Origin of the sequence: Flavobacterium flavipigmentatum (assembly GCF_020911905.1) — a bacterium.
Lineage (GTDB): Bacteria > Bacteroidota > Bacteroidia > Flavobacteriales > Flavobacteriaceae > Flavobacterium > Flavobacterium flavipigmentatum.
This window is the reverse complement of record NZ_CP087133.1, coordinates 3,950,748-3,972,857: the sequence shown is the minus strand read 5'-3', so window position 1 is coordinate 3,972,857 and position 22,110 is coordinate 3,950,748. Positions and strand designations below refer to the sequence as shown.

Annotated in this window: 17 protein-coding genes; 2 read left to right on the top strand and 15 right to left on the bottom strand. The window is 34.3% G+C overall.

Annotation, left to right across the window (positions count from 1 at the left end):
- Positions 1 to 626: 626 nt before the first annotated feature.
- Positions 627 to 2,507 (top strand): glycosyl hydrolase family 8, encoded by a 1,881-nt coding sequence (locus LNP22_RS16790; RefSeq protein ID WP_229974483.1) that lies wholly within the window; start codon positions 627 to 629, stop codon positions 2,505 to 2,507.
- A 543-nt stretch (positions 2,508 to 3,050) separates the two neighbouring features.
- On the opposite strand, the gene LNP22_RS16785 is transcribed toward LNP22_RS16790, so the two are convergent.
- The 7 genes from LNP22_RS16785 to LNP22_RS16755 form a co-directional block, all read right to left on the bottom strand.
- Entirely contained in the window at positions 3,051 to 3,704 is a 654-nt protein-coding gene (locus LNP22_RS16785; RefSeq protein WP_229974482.1) for a hypothetical protein, read from the bottom strand.
- Positions 3,705 to 3,714: 10 nt separating this feature from the next.
- Entirely contained in the window at positions 3,715 to 6,864 is a 3,150-nt protein-coding gene (locus LNP22_RS16780) for a hypothetical protein (protein WP_229974481.1), read from the bottom strand.
- The gene (locus tag LNP22_RS16775) at positions 6,861 to 9,038 is read right to left on the bottom strand and encodes a hypothetical protein (RefSeq protein ID WP_229974480.1); all 2,178 of its coding nucleotides are present in this window, start codon (positions 9,036 to 9,038) and stop codon (positions 6,861 to 6,863) included. Before LNP22_RS16775 ends, LNP22_RS16780 begins: the two co-directional genes overlap by 4 nt.
- A gap of 42 nt (positions 9,039 to 9,080) precedes the next feature.
- The gene (locus LNP22_RS16770; protein ID WP_229974479.1) at positions 9,081 to 9,572 is read right to left on the bottom strand and encodes a hypothetical protein; all 492 of its coding nucleotides are present in this window, start codon (positions 9,570 to 9,572) and stop codon (positions 9,081 to 9,083) included.
- 1,214 nt (positions 9,573 to 10,786) lie between these two features.
- Positions 10,787 to 11,239, bottom strand: a complete 453-nt coding sequence (locus LNP22_RS16765) for a CHAP domain-containing protein (RefSeq protein WP_229974478.1) — start codon at positions 11,237 to 11,239, stop codon at positions 10,787 to 10,789.
- Entirely contained in the window at positions 11,236 to 11,523 is a 288-nt protein-coding gene (locus LNP22_RS16760) for a methyl-accepting chemotaxis protein (RefSeq protein ID WP_210664977.1), read from the bottom strand. Before LNP22_RS16760 ends, LNP22_RS16765 begins: the two co-directional genes overlap by 4 nt.
- A 559-nt stretch (positions 11,524 to 12,082) precedes the next feature.
- Positions 12,083 to 13,657 (bottom strand): Na+/H+ antiporter, encoded by a 1,575-nt coding sequence (locus LNP22_RS16755; protein WP_229974477.1) that lies wholly within the window; start codon positions 13,655 to 13,657, stop codon positions 12,083 to 12,085.
- 472 nt (positions 13,658 to 14,129) lie between these two features.
- Here LNP22_RS16755 and LNP22_RS16750 point away from each other — a divergent pair, with 472 nt between their 5' ends.
- Positions 14,130 to 14,555, top strand: a complete 426-nt coding sequence (locus tag LNP22_RS16750) for a response regulator (protein WP_210664975.1) — start codon at positions 14,130 to 14,132, stop codon at positions 14,553 to 14,555.
- Positions 14,556 to 14,720: 165 nt separating this feature from the next.
- Here the strand turns inward: LNP22_RS16750 and LNP22_RS16745 are convergent, their stop codons facing one another.
- The 8 genes from LNP22_RS16745 to LNP22_RS16710 form a co-directional block, all read right to left on the bottom strand.
- Complete coding sequence (locus LNP22_RS16745; protein ID WP_229974476.1) at positions 14,721 to 16,229, bottom strand: PAS domain-containing sensor histidine kinase; 1,509 nt, start codon at positions 16,227 to 16,229, stop codon at positions 14,721 to 14,723.
- A 226-nt stretch (positions 16,230 to 16,455) separates the two neighbouring features.
- On the bottom strand, positions 16,456 to 16,962 hold the full coding sequence (locus tag LNP22_RS16740; protein WP_229974475.1) for a 4'-phosphopantetheinyl transferase family protein: 507 nt from the start codon (positions 16,960 to 16,962) through the stop codon (positions 16,456 to 16,458).
- On the bottom strand, positions 16,959 to 17,213 hold the full coding sequence (locus tag LNP22_RS16735; RefSeq protein ID WP_210664972.1) for an acyl carrier protein: 255 nt from the start codon (positions 17,211 to 17,213) through the stop codon (positions 16,959 to 16,961). Before LNP22_RS16735 ends, LNP22_RS16740 begins: the two co-directional genes overlap by 4 nt.
- Before the next feature lie 5 nt (positions 17,214 to 17,218).
- Positions 17,219 to 18,493, bottom strand: coding sequence for a beta-ketoacyl-[acyl-carrier-protein] synthase family protein (locus LNP22_RS16730; protein ID WP_229974474.1), 1,275 nt, complete (start codon positions 18,491 to 18,493; stop codon positions 17,219 to 17,221).
- Positions 18,490 to 18,927, bottom strand: coding sequence for a 3-hydroxyacyl-ACP dehydratase FabZ family protein (locus LNP22_RS16725; RefSeq protein ID WP_229974473.1), 438 nt, complete (start codon positions 18,925 to 18,927; stop codon positions 18,490 to 18,492). Before LNP22_RS16725 ends, LNP22_RS16730 begins: the two co-directional genes overlap by 4 nt.
- Before the next feature lie 19 nt (positions 18,928 to 18,946).
- Entirely contained in the window at positions 18,947 to 19,999 is a 1,053-nt protein-coding gene (locus LNP22_RS16720) for a type III polyketide synthase (protein WP_229974472.1), read from the bottom strand.
- Positions 19,996 to 20,709 carry a methyltransferase domain-containing protein gene (locus tag LNP22_RS16715; RefSeq protein WP_229974471.1) on the bottom strand — a complete coding sequence of 238 codons (714 nt, stop codon included), beginning with the start codon at positions 20,707 to 20,709 and terminating at the stop codon, positions 19,996 to 19,998. Before LNP22_RS16715 ends, LNP22_RS16720 begins: the two co-directional genes overlap by 4 nt.
- Positions 20,710 to 21,837, bottom strand: coding sequence for an NAD(P)/FAD-dependent oxidoreductase (locus LNP22_RS16710; RefSeq protein ID WP_229974470.1), 1,128 nt, complete (start codon positions 21,835 to 21,837; stop codon positions 20,710 to 20,712).
- Positions 21,838 to 22,110 lie beyond the last annotated feature (273 nt).

Sequence of the window (22,110 nt, the reverse complement as noted above, 5' to 3'; positions counted from 1 at the left end):
ATTGGAGAACTTGTAGGAAGAAGCTTCTTCGTGTATTAAAAATGTTTTTTGAGTTTGTCAGATCATGGTTTATTTGTCTTGAGAATGACAGTCTTTTTATGATCGTTTATGTTAGTGTTTTTATATTTTGGTTTGATGAGCGGTACCCTCGCTCTGGCTTTTTTTTCTAACTTATTCGCCTCTCAAAAAAAAGGAATTAGAGTAAATAATTTTTGCTCAAAGTTATAGCGCGATTTAAAAATAGTTATCGATTATTAAATCACTATTCAAAAATCTTACAGACACACATGTCTTTTTAACCTATTTTTTCTAAATACCGTACTCAAACCGTAGTCTTAAATTCTATTTTAATCCATTTTTCTTGTTAATATTGTAAACACTTACAAGCGCTATGTTAGTCTATAGTGTGTGATTTTAATCTTAAAAAAACATTTATGAAAGAAAAAGAATCTGAATAAAATGATTGTAAAAGCGCAATTAATTTTCCTACCGTTTTTGCAGCTTCCTTTTTAATTACAAATGACCAAATGAGTTTAATATTGACCAAATAAATGTAAAATCAAAAAATAAACAGCCCCAATTTACCATTTCTAAAAAAGATTTATTCATTACAAAAAAAATTAATCATGAAAAAATTAACTACACTAATTAGAATTGCTTTCCTACTTTGTTTTATCGCAATGAGTACAACCACAATTGCGCAGACACAACCTTTTCCTGCAAACAAAACCTATTCGCAAGGACTTATGCCAAGCAATAGGAATACACAAGATGCTATTACTAATTATGCCATCTGGAAAACAAATTTTTTAGAACAATGCGCGAATGGCCGCTACCGCGTAAAGTTTGATGATCCGAGCAAAACGGTTTCGGAAGGAATCGCTTACGGAATGCTCCTTACAGCCTATACAGGCGAGAGGACTATTTTTGATGGACTTTGGAACTACTATAAAGACAATAGAGATGCAGCAGGACTTATGAATTGGAAGATCAACGGCTGTAATGGTGGCGCTGCTGGAACCGGTGGTGCAACAGATTCTGAAGTTGATGCAGCGATGGCTCTTATAATTGCTGATTATCAATGGGGATCTTCGGGTGCAATTAATTACAATAGCGATGCCAAAATATTGATTAATGCAATTAAGATTCATGAAGTTGAACAAGGTACTTTTGTGCTAAAACCCGGAGAATTCGGAGGCAGTTCTATTACAAACCCGTCGTATTTTGCTCCTGCTTATTTTAGAAAATTTGCCACTTTTACAAATGATCCTTTTTGGAATAGCGTAGCCAGTAAATGTTACGAAATAATCAATAATAATCTTTCTGTAAATGGAGCTGCAGGTGGATTAGTTTCGGACTGGTGCACCAGCTCAGGAAGTTACTCTAGCCAAGCAAGTGGTTATGCTAATGGAGGTACTAAATATTCTTATGATGCTGCGCGTACGCCCTGGAGAATAGCCGTTGATTATGTATGGCATGGCAACGCCGAAGCAAAAAACTACTCGAAAAAATCATCCGATTTTGTTCGAATAAATGTAGGTGGTTCTCAAAATGTTGTAGACGGATACAACCAGAACGGATCTAAATCGAGCCAATACCATAATGCAACTTTTGTCGGAGCTTTTGCCGCAGCAGCTATGGGAGGTGATAACCAAGCACACCTTAACAATTCGTATTCTGACTTAGTAAGTCTCAACGAGCCAAATTCGTATTTTAATCAAACGCTAAAAACACTTTACCTGTTTCTTTTAAGTGGCAACTTTTATTTGCCTGGTACAACAGTTGTGAATCCGCCAAGTGATGGAATTGTAAACGGAAACGTATACAAAATTATAGGAAAACAAAGCGGAAAAAGTGTTGATGTAACTGATGTTTCAACCAGCAACGGAGCAAATGTTCAACAATGGACTTACGGTGGTACTGAAAATCAAAAATGGAAAGCGGAAAGCGTTGGAGATGGTTACTGGAAACTAACTAATAATAACAGCGGAAAATGTCTCGAAGTAAGTGCCTATTCTAACGCAGACGGCGGTAATATACAACAATGGGATTACGCAAACCATGCTTACCAACAATGGAAAATTGAAGCTACGGGAGATGGCTCTTATAAATTAATCAATAGAGGAAGCGGTAAATCAATGGATGGTGCCGGTACCTATGATGGGGCAAATATTCAACAATGGTCTTATGGTGGAGGTGATAATCAAAAATGGTTTTTTGATAGTCTTGGCAGTAATGCTCGAACAAGCGTTGCAAAAATTGAAAACTCAGAAAGTGGTTTTGGAAAATTGTTTCCGAATCCATCTTATGGACACGTATCACTAGACATCACAGACAATACCAATGTAAAAGTATTTGATGTGTCAGGGACTATTGTTTGGCAAAAAAACTTCATCAAAGCAGAAAGAGCTGAGTTAGATTTAAATCATTTAAAAGCTGGTATTTATATTGTAAAAACAGCTAAAAATGGTGCTCTTGATTCTCAAAAATTAATTATAAAAAAATAGACTGAAGCTATACAAAGGAATAGAAAAGGTAGTGTTTCAACAACTGAGTAAGTTAGTGAGACACTACCCTTTAAAGGTAATTTCGTTTGAAGAGTTTTTTTCAATCAAAATTGCTTCTGTTAATCCATATGGGTTTATCGTAGTTAAATCTATTGTTGTCATAATTATTTTGCTTTATAATGTCCTTTTGCTAATATTTCTTTTTCTTGTGGTGTTATAATCGGAGGTATCCTTTTTTGTCTATTAATTAATCCCATCCAATTATCAGGAGATATTGGATTTGCCTTATCTTGAAACTTAAACCAGGTAACGTCATTCAAAAGAATTTCCCCCTGCTGGCGCGAGCGTCCCGCTCGTGAACGTAATCAACATCAATTCATATCAATTTTTAAAACAGTTTGGTCATTGTCGCCATAATTTTTGGCAGAACTATATTTCCAGTCTACAGGATTAGTAATGCCTTTGAGTTGTTTTTTTATACTTTGTGTTCACGAGCGGGACGCTCGCGCCAGCAGGGGTGAATAATCAGTACTAATAATTTCGCTAAACGATAGGATCTGATGGTAAGACAGGATAAAAACTATGATAATAAGGATTAGCAAACCAATCAAAGTAACTAGTTATTCCTGAATCAATAAATTCAGAAAGGGAATAATATGTTGTATCTCCCTCCCAGCCTGTTACAACTTTTTCTATTTCGGTATCATCATTATCATCATATACTATAACTAAACCTGAGTCATATTGCTGTTCTATAATAGAGCTAGTTAAATATTTCTTTTTACCTATAATCTGATTATCTATTAAACTTTTTTCACAATAAAATAGCTTATCATTTTGCCCATTATATCCTTTAATCCATTTCCTTTCTATTTCCTCGTTATAATATGCATGAATTTCCCATGAGTAATCACCAAAACTATTGGTTTGCTTATTAAAATAAAAAGTCCAATTTTTTCTCTTTCCCATTGGGGCATATTGACTTACTATGGCCTCATAATCTTCATTATCAGATAAATAATATTCTCCTCCTCCCAGTATCTTTCTGTTATCTGTTCTACTAGTGGGAACATACTCTTCTATTTTTTTTAATTCATTATTTTCATAAATGTATTTAAAGAAAAATGTAGATTGTTCTGCTTGTTGAAGAGTAAGTATTTCTGAATGCTCGTTTCTATATTCTATTTTTGTTATCATAATAATTGATTTAGTCATTAAACTTAAAATCTGTATAAGGCTGTGTATCATATTTACTGCCTTCTTTAACTATGGCAAATTTAACTTTTTTTGAAGCAAAATTAATATCATCCGAAATCGCATTTCTGAAATTTTTAATAAAACTTTTATCTAAAATATCTTCTAAGTTAATTCCATCTTTTGCTTCAGAAATTAAAAAGCCTTTCTCTATATAAGTAATTTCATTAAACCCTTTGTGTTTCTTTTTAAATAATTTCCCTAAAACTTGAAAATCTTTATCCTTAAATATCAAAGCAAACTCAAAATCACCTGGTATTCCATCTGGTAAATCTTCTGCTAATAATCCAACATGAGGTTCCCCTGTATTGTGCTTGGTGTTTGCAGATCCTTGAACAACAAGTCTTATTCGTTTTTTGAAATCAAATTTTGCACTCATCCAATAATCGTCAATATGATCAGCAAAACTAGGAAATACGGCCACTATATCATCTAAATCATTATCATTCCAAAATCTAAAATTATTAGAAAAAAAAGTCCTTGTTTTTGTACAAAAACCTTTAAAATGTGATAAACTGTTAAATCCAGATGTAAAACCTCTAACCTGTACTACGTCATAAAAGAAATTAATTCTTTTTATGAGTTGTTCTTTGGAAATAAGTTTAAGATTGTCTGCTCCTTTTCTAGATCCAGTGAAAATAAAATCCTTACATAGATTGTCAAATATAGATTCAATAGCTACTGTATTAACTTTTGTAGAAAGATGTTCAACAATTTCTCTTATAGCTTGAATACTGTATTGATCAAGCTTGAATTTTCCTACATTATATTTAAAATTAACTTTATCTTGAAACAATTTAAGCACTCTGTCGGCTATTTTATTAATTCTTTCAGAATTAGATGTTTCATCAGCAAATTCTAGAATTGTAATAGCTGCTGTATTTGCTTCGGCTGTTCCTCCTAATACTTCTGTTAAATTATCTAATGAATTATTATTAGTTCCTATTTCATTGGCACTATCAATAAGCTTTTTTGCTTTAAATTTAGCCATATTACTTGCGAGACCATCTGTCGTATTAAATGCTAAACAAGCTAATTGCAAATAATTTAAAAAACCTTTAACTCCATTACATATAGCATCATTTGTACTACATTCCACAAAATTTCCTAAAAAGCTTAAAACTCCTGAAGAGAATTCTACTCCACCAATAAATATTCTAATTCCATCAATTGTAAATAAACCTATTTCAGCAGTACCAGTTGCTGCCCATCGCAAGTGCTTCAATTTTTGCAAAGAACCTATACCAGTAGCTGTTGATGCTACATCAACACTAAAACCTATAATGTCCTCTGCGTTACTTCTACCAGTATCTTCATGGATAAACTGTAAAACAAACATTGGGATTAATGTGTTTATTTTAGTAGCGTTTACAGTAATATCTTCTCCTGTAGAAAAAGAGTAATATTGTCGTGACTCAAAATTAAAATTAGTTAGCGTTACTGGCTGATATATTTTATATGTTCCAAAAGGAACATTAATACTACCAGCGGCAAGATTGGTATTATAAATATAATCATGAGGATCTGGAGTAGAAATATTTTCATATCTTCTCCATTGTGTACATTTTTGTTCAGCTTTGATAAATTCTCCAGAAAAACTTAATTCAAAGTTTGTTACATAAGGATCTAAGACTAAATATTTTTCACCAAATGCCGTTGACATTTTTTGGTTGTAATAGGGCATAACAATTGGAGCAGCATCAGGTCTTGTTTCCTTGTATCCTTTTAGTATTGTATAACTAACTCCTTCTACTTCACCGTTTTCAAAAATTGGATCCGAAGCATAATAATTTGTATATTTAAAAAGATAATTGCTAGTATCTACATATGTCTCTATTTCAACTAAATCAGAATATTGGGAAATTAAACCAATTGTGTTTGCTTTATAACTCCCTTCATCATTAAAAGGATTATACTTACTAAGTATCCATAAAGCATATATATTATTAACAAAATAAGCTTTAGTTGTTGTTGGTTTAAAATCTGTATTTACAACATAATTTACTAGACTAATTACTCCTTCAAACATTTTTGTAGAAGTACTCATTTTACTATACAAACATTGATAAAGTGTAAAATCAGAATCAGAATATGGCTTAGTCAATATTAGTTTATCCAAAAATAAATCTATTTGGTCTGAATTTGTTAAATCAAAAGATGCACAAATTGACAAAACTAATCTTTCATCCTCTTCTTGCTCAAAAGTGGCACTTAATGTTTCTTTATTTAGATATGTCAATAACTTTATTTTTTCCTCATAATTCATAATCGTTAAGGATTCTGCATCAAGACAAAGAGCTAGAATATACAATCTTTTTGCCGGTACTGCATTTTGAAGTTTTAAAGTATTTTTATATGCAGCTTCTTGAAATAATGATATGCTATCATAATAATTATTTAATTTTTGGATAGATGGTTCCCCAAAAATATCTTTTGTCGTCCATACATTTCTTTGTTTTGTAATATAATTATAAATATCCCCGTCGGAAGATTCGTCGAATTTTGAAAATATTTCTCTTTCAATTTCTGCTATTTTAAGACCGATTTTAACTAAAATGTAATGAGCTGATTTTCTGACATCATTATCTACAAAAGATGCCAAAATGGGAAACTTATTTGTAAAAAAATCTTTTGCTGTTTGGTTTTGAACAGCACTTACATCTTCTAATGCAGAAGTTACTCCTGAAGTCGGAAATTTAATATTACCTTTTTCATCTAATAATTTTAAATTTTGATTAAAAAGAAACGATTTCCTCTCTAATTTATAAAAAACATCAGTATTTGAATCAACATTTAAAAAAGAGACCTTTACTATATCATCCTTCTGTGCTGATTTAATATTTTCTTTTAACAATACATGTTTAGTTAATTCATTAATAACTATTTCATTTGCATAATATTTCAACAACTCACTTTCTAATACATAACCCTTATAATGTTTTTCTCCAAAACCAGAAAATTCAAAACTATCAACATGTACATATTTTTTTTGCGAGGCAATTATTGTAAACTCTGTCAAAAAACCTTGTAAGTTGTAAAATCTTTTTTCTAGATTATCTATTCTAATGGCATGACCGCCCACTAATATTCTTGATTCACTCATATTTCTTCAATTAAATTATTGTCAAATAATGATTTTATTTGATACTCCTCTTTTTTGGGCATATACTCACTATACTCCTTACTAAAATGGTACTTCCTATCCAGTGAATACACAAAAAAATCTGTTTCAGGTTTAAAGAGTTGTTTTTCTCCACTTGTGTTTTCTGCCACAATAGCTACTTTGTATTTTTGGTATTTTATGTTTTCGGGTGATAATAATTCGCTACCATCTTCAAACAAGTCAATCAAAAAAAGACGTGGATTTTTTAATTCGTCAGAAATCAATGCTCGAATACTATCGTTTTCAGTTTTGGTAAGTCCGAGGATAATTTTGTTTGGCGTGCTGCCATCCAATGTTTTCAGCTCCAATCCTGTAATGGTTTGTGTACTGTCTGTAAACAGTTTCAAGTTATAGTAATAGGGCTCGGGTAACTCGTAGGTTTTGCTTTTGGTTACCGTACCACTGGCAGAAGCAGTAGTTTTAGTATCGGGTGTAGTACTTCCGGTTGCAGATACAGCGTTGTTCATGACATCCACAGCTTCAGTAAGATAAGTGACACGAGCAACCGTTGGTGTGGCTTCAACTCCGGTTTCGATAACATCGTTTACGGTTAGAGTTTGTACTACCGAGATACCTTGTTGTTTCTTGTCATAAAATTCATTGATAAGGTTTAGTTTCTCAGACGTCATTTTAGAAAAACGGCTATCATCACTTAGTTTTAATAAAGGTTGAGCATCAATTAAACTAAAAACATCATCAAAAAAGTTTGCTTGTCCGTAAAGAATAACAAGATCTCCATTCTCATCTTGCGTTGTCCCAACTGTATACATATTAACCTTTCCCTGATAAAGTAATATACTCAGCGTTGCAATGTTTTTTCCAGCTGCTGCAGTTGCTGTAAGCTGTATTGTTGAGGTTAGCTTTTGGTAAGTGCTATATGTGTCAGGAGGTAATCGCAAACCATCTGCATTGATAAAATTACCTTTCTGTGCGTTGGCTATTTTTCCAATTTGCCCGTATAATGCAGTATTGTTGTTGTTATCGGTTGTTAATTGCAAATACAGGTTGTTTGTAGTTACTGAGGTTGCCTGTTGTTGCGTATTGATTAAAACAGGCCAGTCAAAAGTTCCGTATTGGCTTTCGGTCATCGGAACAATTTTGGTTACTGCATCTTCAAGTAATCCGGTTTTTAAATTAGGAGCTCCAGTTTCGTTTATTTTGTAATTGCCATAAAAGTCATAACTACGCGTACGATCACTCTGGATATACACGTACCAATTGTTTTTTGTAGCAAATTTGCTAATAATGGCATCGTATATTTCAGAGCCTTTTTTTACAGTTTGCGTTCCTGATGTTGTAATGCCTACACTTTCGCTAGGAACAAATAAACCGTAGAACGCTGCAATATCAATAAACTGGATACTTTGCTCACGTAATAATTTTTTATTTACATCAGTACCGCTCAGGATAATTTTAGCTTCGGCTTTACGGGAATACTCTAAATTGAAAGCGAACTCGCTATTATCAAAATTATGCTTGTAGTCACCGTAGTTGAGTACAACGTCAATTCCGCATTCGCCTTGAGCAAAATTTCCTAACGTTTTACCCATGTCAATCATAGGTAACTCAAAATCATCTTTTTCGTCAAAAGTATTGTCAGCGGCTACAAATTCGGATTCTTTAAAAAAGAAAGCAGCTAACGGAATTGTTAGATCTGTGATGCTTTCATCATAACCAATGTATTTGGCGATGAATGGTGGTGTAGGTAGTTCCGTAACGCCATCCTCTGCTTTTCGACCTGAATGAAAAGCATTAAAATCAGCATTTATTTTAGTAATAAAATCAGAGGCGGAATCATTAGTTGTATTGATAAAAGGATCAGTATCTGAGGTAAAGAAGTCACTTTTTTGTAAACCTCTATAGATAAAGTATTTTATATTTAGTCCTGGAAAAGGTTGTTTGTAAGGACGAAGAATAACGTTTACTTTATCTGTATTTCCTGCTTGAGGTTGTACCAAAACAACTCCTTTACAAATAGAATAGGCCTTTTGAGTAGTGGTGACACTGAATTTGGAAGTCAAATTAAATTCAGAATTATTTACGGGTCCAAAAGATTGCGCAGGACTTTGGGTAAAGCCCCCCGAATCTGTAAAAAAATGACATGTTGCAGACATATATGTGGGTATGAAATTATTTTTAAGTTGTGTTGCTGGTCTTTAAATTATTCTGTAGAATCTCAGTAGGAATCTGCCGACATAATAAATCAGGATCAGGAGAAAAATTCGTCCTAGCCAGATTTGTACTTTCTGCCAAAAGGTCAACTGATTGATAAATTTTGTCGTATTAACTGTTTTTACTTCTACCTCTTTTACTTGTTGCGATTTCCAGAAGGCATAGAGTTCCTGTTTTTTCAATTCGCAGTCTACAATGAGTTTGTTGTTATCAAGGCGAACCTTTGGGCTTTTTAATGTGCGCCCTGGTTCGACTTGAGTAACATTCTTGAAAACAACTTTTCCGTTTTGACATTCTAATAAAGCTCTAAACGTGCTGCTGTCTTTTTCGATTTTAAAAATAGTATCGTGTAAAATTTCTTTAATGGTGATGGTTTTGGTTTTTTCTTCGCTTAGAACTGGTTTCGGGGTTCGGCAGGAAACCAGAACTAAGACAGAAAAAAACATAAAAACAATTCGGTTTAGATTTTTGCTCATGGGTTATATTTAATTTTAAGTAATTTGTATAGTGTAATTTGGGTTCGTTTTGTAACCGTTATTTCGGTATGCAAAAGCAAAGATTAGCCGAAAGTCACAGTTTAAAAAACACATGTAAAGTGGTTGAACTATTGTGTTCTAAGATCGAACAACGTTGTAAAGTGAGAGAACTTTAAAGCATGGCAAAAGTCATTCACAAAAGAATTATTTTAGAGAAAATGATTTGTATTTTGAATTAAAGTTTCACTTGATTCTTAATCGCTTCCTCTATTTCTCTCAGCTCAACAGTGACAGAAGTGCATAGAATTTCATATAAAGTTGTACGCGAAATAGGATAGACGGGACAAATATATTTTCTCCAAACTACGGTAGTCGGAATGTCTTCTGTTTTGTGTTTATAATAAAGCTCCTTGATGAGTTTGTAACGTAATAGTTTATTTCTTTGCATGCCCAGACTTTTGTTGGTTGCTGTTGGCTTAATAGTAGTAGATTTAGGTTTTTATAAGCTATTCAATAAAGTAGAATACGCTTGTTTACTAAAATTGATATTCAGTTTTTTTGAGAATTATGGTTTAAAGATCTTTCTAGAACAATTTGAGGTATTAGAAGAAATTGTTTATCTGCTGAAAATGATGTTATAAGAGTAGATTTAGAAAAAAGTTGGTCTTTTGTTCCTGAGGCAACTGTTTGTCGCAATACCTTCAGGAACAAATAAACCAGTATACTTTTTTATTTAAAGCTCAATTTGATGCTGTAACACCAAAAGTGACAGAAATCTTCATTAATAGGATTTGAATTAGGAACAATTGAATAGTGCTGTTTTTTGAAATCTTATGGATGATTACAGGAGTGGAATATATGATATGCTTCTGGATATAAAGATTTTATATTTAGTCCCTGAGAATGGTTGTTATAGGGACAGCGAATGAAGTTTGTATGTATCATTTTGCCACTCCTTATTGTGGCCACAATTAATCACCTTTTTTAAGAATTCTTGCAAGCCTGTAAAGTTTTATTTTCCATCTAAATTATCAGTGTATTAATGGTTATAAGCCGACCTTTTAGGCTTTTTAATGTACGCCCTAGTTCGGCTTAATTAACCTTAATTTTTTTATCACTTCAATTTTTACGGTACAACTTTGAGGGCTTTATTCTTGCTTTGATTTTTTTGTATTATTGATAGTTTAAGGTTGAGTTTTATGTAATAACTAGTTTTAAAGTCTCAGAAACCCCTTCATAGTTTTAATTTCTCTCCTTCTTCTGCATACTTTATATCCTTCACGGCTGCCGGTATCATTGGTGTTTCCTTCAATGGTATGAATAATGTTTCCGGTTACTTTTTCTACTATTCCGGTGTGACCCAATCCTTTTCCGAGGTCCAGAATAAAAATGTCACCCACTTGCGGAACCTTTTGTATTAGCAGAGGTCTGGAATTGTATTGATCTAATACACCGCCGGTTTTCTTTAAAGGATTTTTAAATTTAGTTTGTAGCGCTGCATTTTGGGTGCACCAAAAAACAAAGGCCATACACCAGGAATATCCTCTTGTTAGTCCTACGCTTTTTAGGTAAATTTCAACCTCAGGGCCTGAATTACTGTATTTTGGCATTTCTTCAACGCCGATCTGTGCAATTGCAATTTCTAATGTTTTTTGGGCGAGTGTCATTGTTGTTTTCCGTTTAATTGTTTGAATTTTTGTAACTCATCAACTAATTGTTGGTTGACAACCATTAGTTCTCTGTGTTGTATCTCCATTTTTTTGATGGTTTCGGTAGCCGCAGTCAATCGGGCAGTAATATCATCAAGCAGATCACGGTAATATTTTACGGCATTTACGGCATTGTCAAGTTCAGCGGCTCTATCTTGGGCTAAAGATCTCCTCACAGAGAATAACCACGTGATAAAAGCGGCAAAAAAAGCGGTTAGAGTGGGGTAGAGAAATTGTTCCATTGGATGTTTTTTTTATAATATTTCGAAATTTTTAGAAGGGAACAATAAGTGTAATTTTTTAAGATTTGAGGTCTCATTTTTATCCTTATTAAATCACTTGTTTCCCTTTGAGATGACAAAGATTGCACAAAAGAAGGGGTTTGAAAAATGGATGCACACCCGCTGTACATTTGTGTATCATGACTTTACAGAGCTGTAAAGCAAATGAACCAAAGTTTAATATGATGAAGATAGATAACTGACAAAAAGTAGTAGTATGCTTTTCTAGAAAGAAGATAATACGTCGTTACCAGAAAGGACATTTAATAGATGATCTCACTTTTTTGAAGTTTAATTCATAAAAAAACAAAAAAATAAGGCTGTCTAAATGTTAATTTATTAGACAGCCTTATTTTTTCAATTTGAGCCTTTTGAATCAGTAATTTTTTTGGAATAAATGGTTTGAAGGCAATATAAATGACGCCAATGTCGCTCTTCATATTTCTTCGATTTCGAGAGACTCTAAATATTTTTCATGAAAATAATTTAGTCCGAAGAAAATTCAATAAAAAAAATACTTTTAAAGATATCGTAATTTCTCTTCCTCAACATCAAGATAATGCAATTGTCTTTTAATAATTGCTTCGTCTAAATTTTGATTTTCTTTGTTTTTATTGAGAAGCCATTGTCGTTGTTGATTTAATAAATCAAGATAAATCACTTTAAGTTCCCTTCCGATGGATTCATCATCATTTTTTGTACTATGCTGCTCCCATTTTTCAATAAGTCGTTGTAGCGAAATATTATCTTCTACCTGATTGTTATAAGTGGTTTTTAAATAATTAGAAGCATATTCTGCCAATTCTTGTCTTAAAAGGTTGTAATCTTCATCAGGAGTCAAAGCATCATCAGCTGTATTAAATTGAATTTTTCGAATAAAATAAGGCAACGTTAATCCCTGAATCACTAATGTTAATAGGATTACGATAAAAGTAATAAACAGAATAAGGTTACGCTGTGGGAAACCGTTTCCGTTATTCAGATAAACTGGTATTGATAATGCTGCGGCCAACGATACAACGCCTCTCATTCCGGTCCAGCCGAGGATAAAAGGGCTTTTTAAGTCAGGATTTTTACTATCAGCCACAGTAATGAAATTTCGGGCAATTATCGTGATAATTACTGCGCCATAAGAAGATAAAATTCTACTCACCATCAAAACAAGGGTAATCAATATCCCGTAACCAATGGCTGTCGCAATGCTTACATCTTCAAGGCCTCGAGTAATTTGTGGTAAATCTAACCCGATGAGCATAAAAACCAATCCATTCAATATAAAACAAAAACTTTCCCACACATTTATTCCCTGCAGGCGGGATTTACTCGTTAGAAAACGGTGTCTGTTGTTGGCTAAGAGCAAACCGCCACTTACGACAGCTAAAACTCCTGAGCTATGCATTTTTTCGGCAGCAAGATAGATGATATAAGGCGTAAGTAATGACAGCACTATATCTACATTAGCATCAGTAGGCAAATATTTATGCGCTTTCATAAAAACCCATCCTATTAATAAACCAATTGCGACACCTCCAAAAATCATCCAACTAAAGCTCATGGCGGCTTTATAAAAAATAAATTGCTCTGTGGCAACGGCGATCATCGCAAATCTAAAAATAATTAGGGAAGAGGCATCATTCAATAAACTTTCTCCCTCTAAAATAGACGAAATCGTTTTGGGTACTTTCACAAATTTCAGAATAGCACCAGCACTTACCGCATCTGGCGGAGATACAATTCCGCCCAGTAAAAAACCTAATGCCAAAGAGAAACCAGGGAAAACATAATTGGCTACTAAAGCTACTGAAAGCGCCGACAAAAAGACAACTATAAAGGCAAAACTCGTAATAATACGGCGCCAGCGCCACATTTCTTTCCAGGAAACAGACCATGCAGCTTCATATAAAAGTGGTGGCAAAAATATAAAAAAGATAAGTTCCGGTTCGATATTTATAACAGGCACTCCGGGGATAAAACTGATCATAAGTCCTGCTAATACCGGGAGTACTGGATATGCGACTTTAATTTTATTAGCCAGCATGATCAAAAGTAAAATAACCATTAAAAGTCCTAAATAAAAAGGTAAGTTGTCAAGCATTAGTTTGTTTGTGAGGAGGTTTAGTTTTTAATTGGTGTCCAAATCTTCAATAGCTGTAAAATAGTTTTTTTTCTCAACACTCGAATAAAAATGATTCGGATATTTAAAATCATTTCACACATTTTTTGATGAATTGACTTATGATTCCAGAAAATTGTTATTTAACTACATGTATTCATTTTCTTCAAATTTTTTTATGTGCGTTTTTTCGTTCTTATTTTTGTTCCAAATCAATAAAAATAATTTTATAAAGGAGATAGATAATCAATTAATTATGTGTAAAATTGACACTATAAGACTGGAATTTATCAAAAAGAGGATTAAAAGAATGAATTTTATTATTTGTTATAGAATTTTTACAAAGAAAATAGGAGACACCAGTACAAAAATAAATAATCAATACATCATCTATAGTACTGAAAAGTGATGTTTTATTTGCTACCTTGCTAGCAAATACCATAAAATAAGAATAATGAATAAAGGTGGGCCAATAATAATTATAGAAGACGATCTGGATGATCAGGAATTTTTGGCAGAGGTTTTTAAAGGACTGCAATATCCCAATGAAGTCATTTTTTTTGGTGATGGAGAGCAGGCACTTGAGTATCTTACGGCTACAATCATTGAGCCTTTTATTATATTCTCTGATATCAATATGCCAAGGCTAAATGGAATAGAATTACGAACAAAAGTGCACGAAAATGAAGATTTGAGAATGAAATCAATTCCTTATCTCTTTTTCTCAACTGTTGCTGAACAGCAGCATGTTATCGATGCATATTCAAAATCTGTTCAAGGTTTTTTTGTAAAACCATCTGATTTTAATGAAATGAAAGAGATGATAAAAAATATTGTAGAATACTGGCAAAATTGTGTTTCACCCAATTACGTAAAATAGTTTTTTTTAACTGGGAACAAAAATGACAATTACAGAATAATACTTTTTACAATCGCAAAATAAATCTACAAAATTACGATAGATTGCATCTATAAATTTTTTTACAGATAATTTATTGGGTTTTGTTTCTAACTAATAGGGAAAGTTTTGAGAAAATAATAATTTCTAAAGACTTTCCCCATTTTGTTTTAATGGTAAGATAACGGTAAAAACGGCTCCATTGTCTTTCTTTCCATCGGCAGATATAATACCATTGTGGCGGGAAGCAATTTTTTTGCATAAGGCCAAACCAAGACCGTTCCCTTCATATTGATCTTTAGAATGAAGTCTTTCAAATGCATCAAATATCCGTTCAAAATAATTGGCTTCTAATCCAATACCATTGTCCTCAATAACGATCCGAATACATTCAGTACCATTATGATCAATTTCGGCAGAAGATATAATAACTCTTGGGGGCTGGTCTCTTTTTGAAAACTTTAAAGCATTGTGAATGAGGTTGTAAAATAGCTGATGAATTAAGATCGGGGCTCCTTCTATTTCTGGAAGTTCACTGGTAATCAGTATCGCACCTTTTTCTTTTATGACCAGTTCCAGGTCTGTTTTTATGTTTTCGATCACATCATCGAGATTTATCTTTTCGATGGGTTGTGTTTTTTTATTTAAGGTAGAGTAGGCCAGGATTCCTTCAATAATGGTCTGCATTCGTAAAGCAGATTGGTCGATTTTTTGAAGGTATTTTTTTGACTTATCATTAAAATTAGTTTCCTTTTCAGCTTGCAAAAGACTATTGAAGGTTTTTATTTTTCGAACAGGTTCTTTTAAGTCATGACTTACTACATTGGCAAAATGCAAAAGATCATCGTTGGATCTTTGCAGTTCGTGCGTGCGCTCTTCTACCTGTTTTTTTAATTCTTCTTCAAACTGCTTTTGCTCATGTATATCCTGAATTATTCCAATGATAGTGGTGGGAGTATCATTTTCGTTCTTAATCATTTTACCACTAATTTTAATCCATTTAGAGGTTTTATCCTCATTGATAATTCGAACCTCATAAGACATTTTTCCAGTAGTTTCAATTTCTTTTTGTGCTTTCTGATATAATGCCTGATCATCAGGATGCAATTTTTTGATGAGTTGCTCACTGGCAATTTCGTTTTCAGTACTAAAGATGTTTTTAAAATTTCCGCAAGTCGTAATTTTTTTTGTTTGAAGATCAATTTCATAGGTGCCAATTCCTGATGAGTCGATCGCCATTCTTAGCCTTTGTTCAGCACTTTCAATTTGCTGTTTTGCCTCATGTAAATCTGTTACGTCAACGCCACTATTCATCACACCAAAAACATTTCCGTGAATATCAAAAAGAGGTATAAAACTGTAGTTAAAGTAATGTGTTTTTAGCGTGCCGTGCATTACCAGATCGACTTTTTTGTCTTTGGCATGAAAAGGAACTCCAGTTTTAAAGACTGCTAGCGCTTGTTCAAAAAAATGCTGATTCTCAATCTCTGGAAGAACTTCGAGGTATTTTTTACCGATAACCTGATCTCCTTTTCCCCAGGTTTCGATCATGGCACGATTGATAAGTTCTATTTTAAATTCTTCTCCTATGTAAACAGCAATGGGCAAAGGGGTGTGATCCACAATGTTTTTCAAAAGCAATACGTTATCGTACATCGGTAGTAGATTTAGTTTTCTACGAAAATATCATTAATTTGAGCCAATGGTGTTATAGAAATTCAAATGAATGTTTTATAATTTCAATGGAGTTTTATTATAATTTAAAAAATCAAGCAACAGATTGTCAGCTGTTCAAACTCAATAGCCTGATCTAAGATCATCTGCGTTTTCAGACCTGCTTTTTTTATTGCATTTTTTTAAAATATCTTCGTAGTATAAACGTTCAAAAGTTTCTAATAGTTACCACTTTTTCAAACCGGCCATGATGGCTAATAGAGACATTCTGCGATGTATTTTCAGGATAAGTAGTCAGATAAGGAATTCCATACTTATCTTTAACAATATCTTTGTTTTCAATTTCAATTATACAATTTAAATCTTCTAAGGAAGCAGCTGCTAGAGTATGAATAATGTCCTGAGAAAGCATTGTTTTTGTGTGATATATATTTTCATCACAAAACACTAAACCTTTTACAGAACTGTTCTTATGAGTCTTAATGCTACAGATCAGTTTTTTAGGAATATAGGCTCTGATTTTGGTTTGTCTGTTGTAAATTTTATAAGCCGCTTCTTTCATGCTCCAAAGCACCCATACCATAATTTCTGGATCAGAACTATTTGATATGATTATTTGTTCATCATCGGTAAAAATTTTGTTTATAAAACCTTTACGCTGCCAATTGCTTTCTTGGCGCGATTGTAAAAGATCTATAACATCATTGCCAATCATTTTGCAGCCAGTTTGGTTTCGATGATTTCTACAGAGGTTTTAACATCAAGCATGCGCTCCATATCTGTATTGTCGATTACCACATCAAAAGCCTCTTCAATATCCAATACAATATCAACAAGATTGGCAGAATTAATGTTTAGATCATTAATAAAATCAGTGTCTTCCGTGAGATTGTCATAAGCTTCGGTGTTTGTTGTATAAGGCTTTATGATTACTTTTAGTTTCGAAATAAGTTCTTCTTTATTCATATAAATTAATTATCAAATTTTTTAAATAGTATACACGCATTTACATCGCCAAAACCAAAACTTGCTTTTGCAATTATATTGGGTTGCGAATAAATCGTTTTTAAAATTACTTTTGTCGGATCAATCTGTGAACCAATTTCGGGATGAAGGTCATCACAATTGGTATTAGCAAATATAAAGCCTTCATGAAGTTGCAAAACGCTGGCTACACTTTCGATACTGCCGGCAGCACTAAGGCAATGACCTGTCATGCTTTTTAGGGAATTGATATACGGAAAATCATTGCCGCTTCTGTTCAATGCTTTGGTCCAGTTTTCAATCTCCAGACTATCTTTTGTGGTTGCCGTAAGATGACCGTTTATGGCATCAATATCATTCGCAGAAATGCCGGCATTGCGCAGCGCATTTTTGATGCATTGTTGTACCGCCCCACTGTTTGGTGCGGTCATGCTGCCAGTGCCTCGCTGCCCGCCAGAGTTTACATTACCACCCAATATTTCAGCATAAATCGTAGCACCTCGTTTTAGGGCAGTTTCCAGTTCTTCTACGACCAATGCTCCCGCGCCACAGCCGGGTACAAACCCAGCTGCGCTCGCACTCATAGGACGAGAACCAAGCTCAGGAGTGTCGTTGTATTTTGAACTGCATACGCGAAGCGCATCAAATCCTGCCCAAATATACGGACCGCTATCGCCGGTGCTTCCCGCAAGGATGCGTTTTGCTTGACCGGATTGTATACGATCATAGGCCATCATGATAGCTTCGGTACCCGTTGCACAAGCCGAGGAATTTGTTGTTACCTGATTGCCAAGCCCCAGTTTACCGCCAAGATACGCACTAATACCGCTGTTCATAGTTTGAGCTACAACAGTGCTGCCAAGTCTTCGGGTTTGCAAATCATCTATTTTATAAATGCTTTCGCGAAATTTATCGATGCCCGAAGTCCCAGATCCAAAGATGGTACCGCTATGCCAATCGGGTTCGTTATTAGTTTCGATTGTCAATCCTGCATTTGTCCAAGCTTCTATTCCGGCTATTACGCCGTACAAAATACCTGTACTATTAAAACCGCGTAATTCAAGTTCTGTAAAATATTGATTTTTAAGTTCGTCTGATATTTGGGGCTGACCCGCTATCTGACAAGAAAACTGCAGCGCCTGTAATTGTGCATCATGACGAATTCCTGATACGCTGTTTTTTAGGGCATCAGTAAATGCAGGAATTCCCACTCCGTTAGGAGCAGCGACTCCCAGACCTGTTATTACGACACGCTTTTTCATAATTTTGTAGTAATCATACCCGCAACAATACCTTTACAAACTTCTTGTCCCGCCTCGTTTTTCATCACAACATTGCATTTAAGTTTGCCGAATCTGAAAAATGTTTTTTGAGAAGTTACCGTTACTTTTTCATTAGGATATACAGGTTTTAAAAACTGCATATCTGCCGATGTAAACGCTATCACGGTATCTTCTTTTGCAGCATCATTCAATAAATAAATACCAAGGCAAACCATTCCTATCTGAGCCATCGTTTCGGTGAGAATTACGCCCGGAGTGACAGGATTACCTTTAAAATGTCCTTTATAAAAATATAAATCTTCTCTAAAGGTATAAGTGCCCGTAATTCCGTTTTCATCTGCAGCTACTATTTCGTCTACAAATAAAAAGGGCTCGCTATAAGGCAATTTGGCTATAATATCGGTCAATTCCATAATTTGTTTTTCTGAAAAATTACCATTGTAATAAAACCCGTTGTGCCGAAAATCCGGGACCAAAGCTTAACATTAATCCTCTCTCGCCAGATTTCGGATTGCGATCCATGATGCGCTCTAAAACGTACAAAACAGTTGCACTCGACATGTTTCCGTATCGCTTAAGAACTTCTTTGGTATCATCAATATTTTTGCCTAATCCCGAGAACAGCGACTCTACTGTTGTGATTATTTTTTTTCCGCCGGGATGAAATATCATGTGGTTTATGTCTGCGATTTCAAGATTGTTTTGTTGCAAAAAAGGATGAATAATAGCTCCAAAATGAGAGGCGATAGTGTCCGGAACTTCAATATCCAAAACCATTTGCAAACCACTGTTAGTTAGCTTAAAGCCCATCATGTGTTCGGCATCATAAAAATGATACATTTGTTCGTCAATTATTTCTGGACCCTTGTCCTCTTCATACGATGACAAAAGACAACAGGCGGCTCCATCGCCAAAAATAGCAGCACTGACAATATTAGGCATCGAAAAATCATCAAGCTGAAATGTTGCTGTTGGAGACTCCACCGCAATGACTGCTGCTCGTTTATCCGGATTAGATTTCAAAAAGTTTTTAGCATACAAGATGCCCGATATTCCTGCGGCACAACCCATTTCTGTTACGGGAAGGCGCACTATATCCTGTCTCAGTTTCATTTTATTGATGAGATATGAATCTAATGAGGGGATCATGATCCCAGTGCAGCTTACCGTGATAATGTAATCCAGTGTTGTAGGATCCCAACCTGCTTTTTTAAGTGCTTTCTCTAGTACTTGTTCTCCCAGAATAATGACTTCTCTGGTGTAAATATCATTTTTATCTTCAAATGAAGTCGCTGTAAAAACCTCTGCAGGATCCATGATCGAGTAACGTTGGTCTACAGCTGCGCCCTCGAAAATCTTTTTTACTTTTTTTATAAAGCGTTCTTCTTTTCCATCAAGCCATCCATCCAAAAGCGGAAGTATATCGTTTGTGGTGCGCGAATATTTTGGTAGTTGCTTGGCAACCGTTACTATTTTTACACTCATTTTTTTGTAATTATCCATTGGTAGCGAAAAGCCCATTTCCAGTATATGGTATAGTTTTTTAGATTTAATTTTTTAGAAAACTCCTCTAATTCGGTTTTCTTAAAGCCTCTCAAAATAGAAACCAGTCCATCTTCTCGGGACATCCTATTGAGGTTAAAAATAGTGCAAACTATCTCAAAAAGTCTGTAAGCCAATTTGCTTCGATGCAAATCGTTGACTATGATTCCGGTTGTTGCATTAGTACTAAAGATAGTGATTATATTTAATATCTGCTCATTGGTAAAATGGTGCAGGGTAAGTGTGCATAAAACAATGTCATATTGTATGGCCTTAAAATCTTCGCTAAAAATATCAATACATGCATATTCTATGTTTGAATATTCATCCGAGAGGGTTTTGGCATAATTGATCGTATATTCATTTGCATCGATGCCGATCAGTTTAAAATTAATAGTATGCTTTAGTCCGTATTGAGCCAGCATACGCAGCATGTCTCCGTTGCCGCAACCAATATCTGCAATCACTATTGTTTTGGTAATATCTGTTTTCTTCAATAATTTTTTTACTCCATTCAAAGTAATACGGTTGCCACCCAGCAACTGATTAATGTTGGCAATTTGGTCTAGTGCAGCACGTAATTCTTCGCCTTCAAGCAAAAAATCATCCATTATCTCAGTTTCCTGAGTTCTGTATTGGGTACTTATATCCATTTAATTTATTGCTATTGGTTTTCCGTGCGTTTGTTTGATAATTTTAGGGAGTATTGATGGTAATGATGCCAATAGTCCGACCAATTGGTTGGTGATGATTTTATTTTTAAGCAGTTGAGCCAGAATTCTGCCCATAAGTACTCTTTTACCAAAATGCGTATTCCATTCCTTTTTATATTTTTTTTCTAATAATTGTCGAGAGGTTATCTCACCGTTGTAATACTCCAACACCAGTTCTGATGCTATTTTCGCAGCGTGTATCGCCATTGCCATTCCATTGCCGCACAGCGGGTGAATAAGTCCTGCGGTATCCCCAATCATCAGAATGTGATTTTCTACAGGCTGTTTTTTATCAAAAGAAATTTGACTTATCGTGAGTGGTTTTTCAAAAAGAAGGGTACTGTTTTCAAAAATAGCTTTCAGGTGTTTGTTTTTGTACAGCACATTTTGCTGATACTCCTCGATATTTTTATATTTTTTAAAGGTGGCATAATCGGCCAGATAACAAATATTGATGCTATCATCTTCAACCTTAGAAACGCCGCAATAACCGCCTTTGAAGTTGTGCAAAGCCACGAGATCATGATCAAATTTACCCGAATAATGTGCCTTAACAGCCAGCCAGGGCGATTTTTTACTAATAAAATCCCGTGCCAAAACTTGATCAATATTAGATCGTTTGCCAAAAGCGCCCAAGACTATTTTGGCAGTCAAAATTTGGTCTGAAGTGCTTACCGTAAAACTGTCATTGCCAAAAGAAATATCGGTAACAGTATCTTTTATAACGGTACAGTTGTTGGCCAATGCTTTTTGATATAAAAAATCATCAAGCGCATATCGGCTAATGCCAAATCCTCCTAAAGGAAGTTTTGCGGTTGCCGTTTTTCCATTACCGGAAGTAAATTCAAACCTTGTGATAGTCGTAGGACGTAATTCTGATACATCTGCACCAAGCCAGCTGAGGTACGGCAAAATTTCGTTCGAAATATATTCACCGCATACCTTGTGCCGCGGATAAGCTGATTTTTCTATCAGGATTACCTCTAAGCCTTTTTTAGATAAATGTATGGCGCTGGCTAAACCGGCTAGTCCGCCGCCAATAATCAGCACATCACAATTTGTTTTCATACCTAGCAATTTAGTGATAAAATCTCAATAAAGTGTGCTTTACGTAAGATAATTATGTGTTTTTAATAAAAATCTAGATCTTATACACTTTATAAAGTGCTTTTGTTGCCCTGATAAAATGATAACTACAGTAGTCAAAATCTAAGGTATATAGCGATTAGTAATCCAAAACAAAATGTATCAGTATGGCATCATATTTTGAGTTTTATTTCAGAACAAAATAAGGTCATACACAGTGTTTAGCATTACTTACGTAAAATTTCACATCACTTA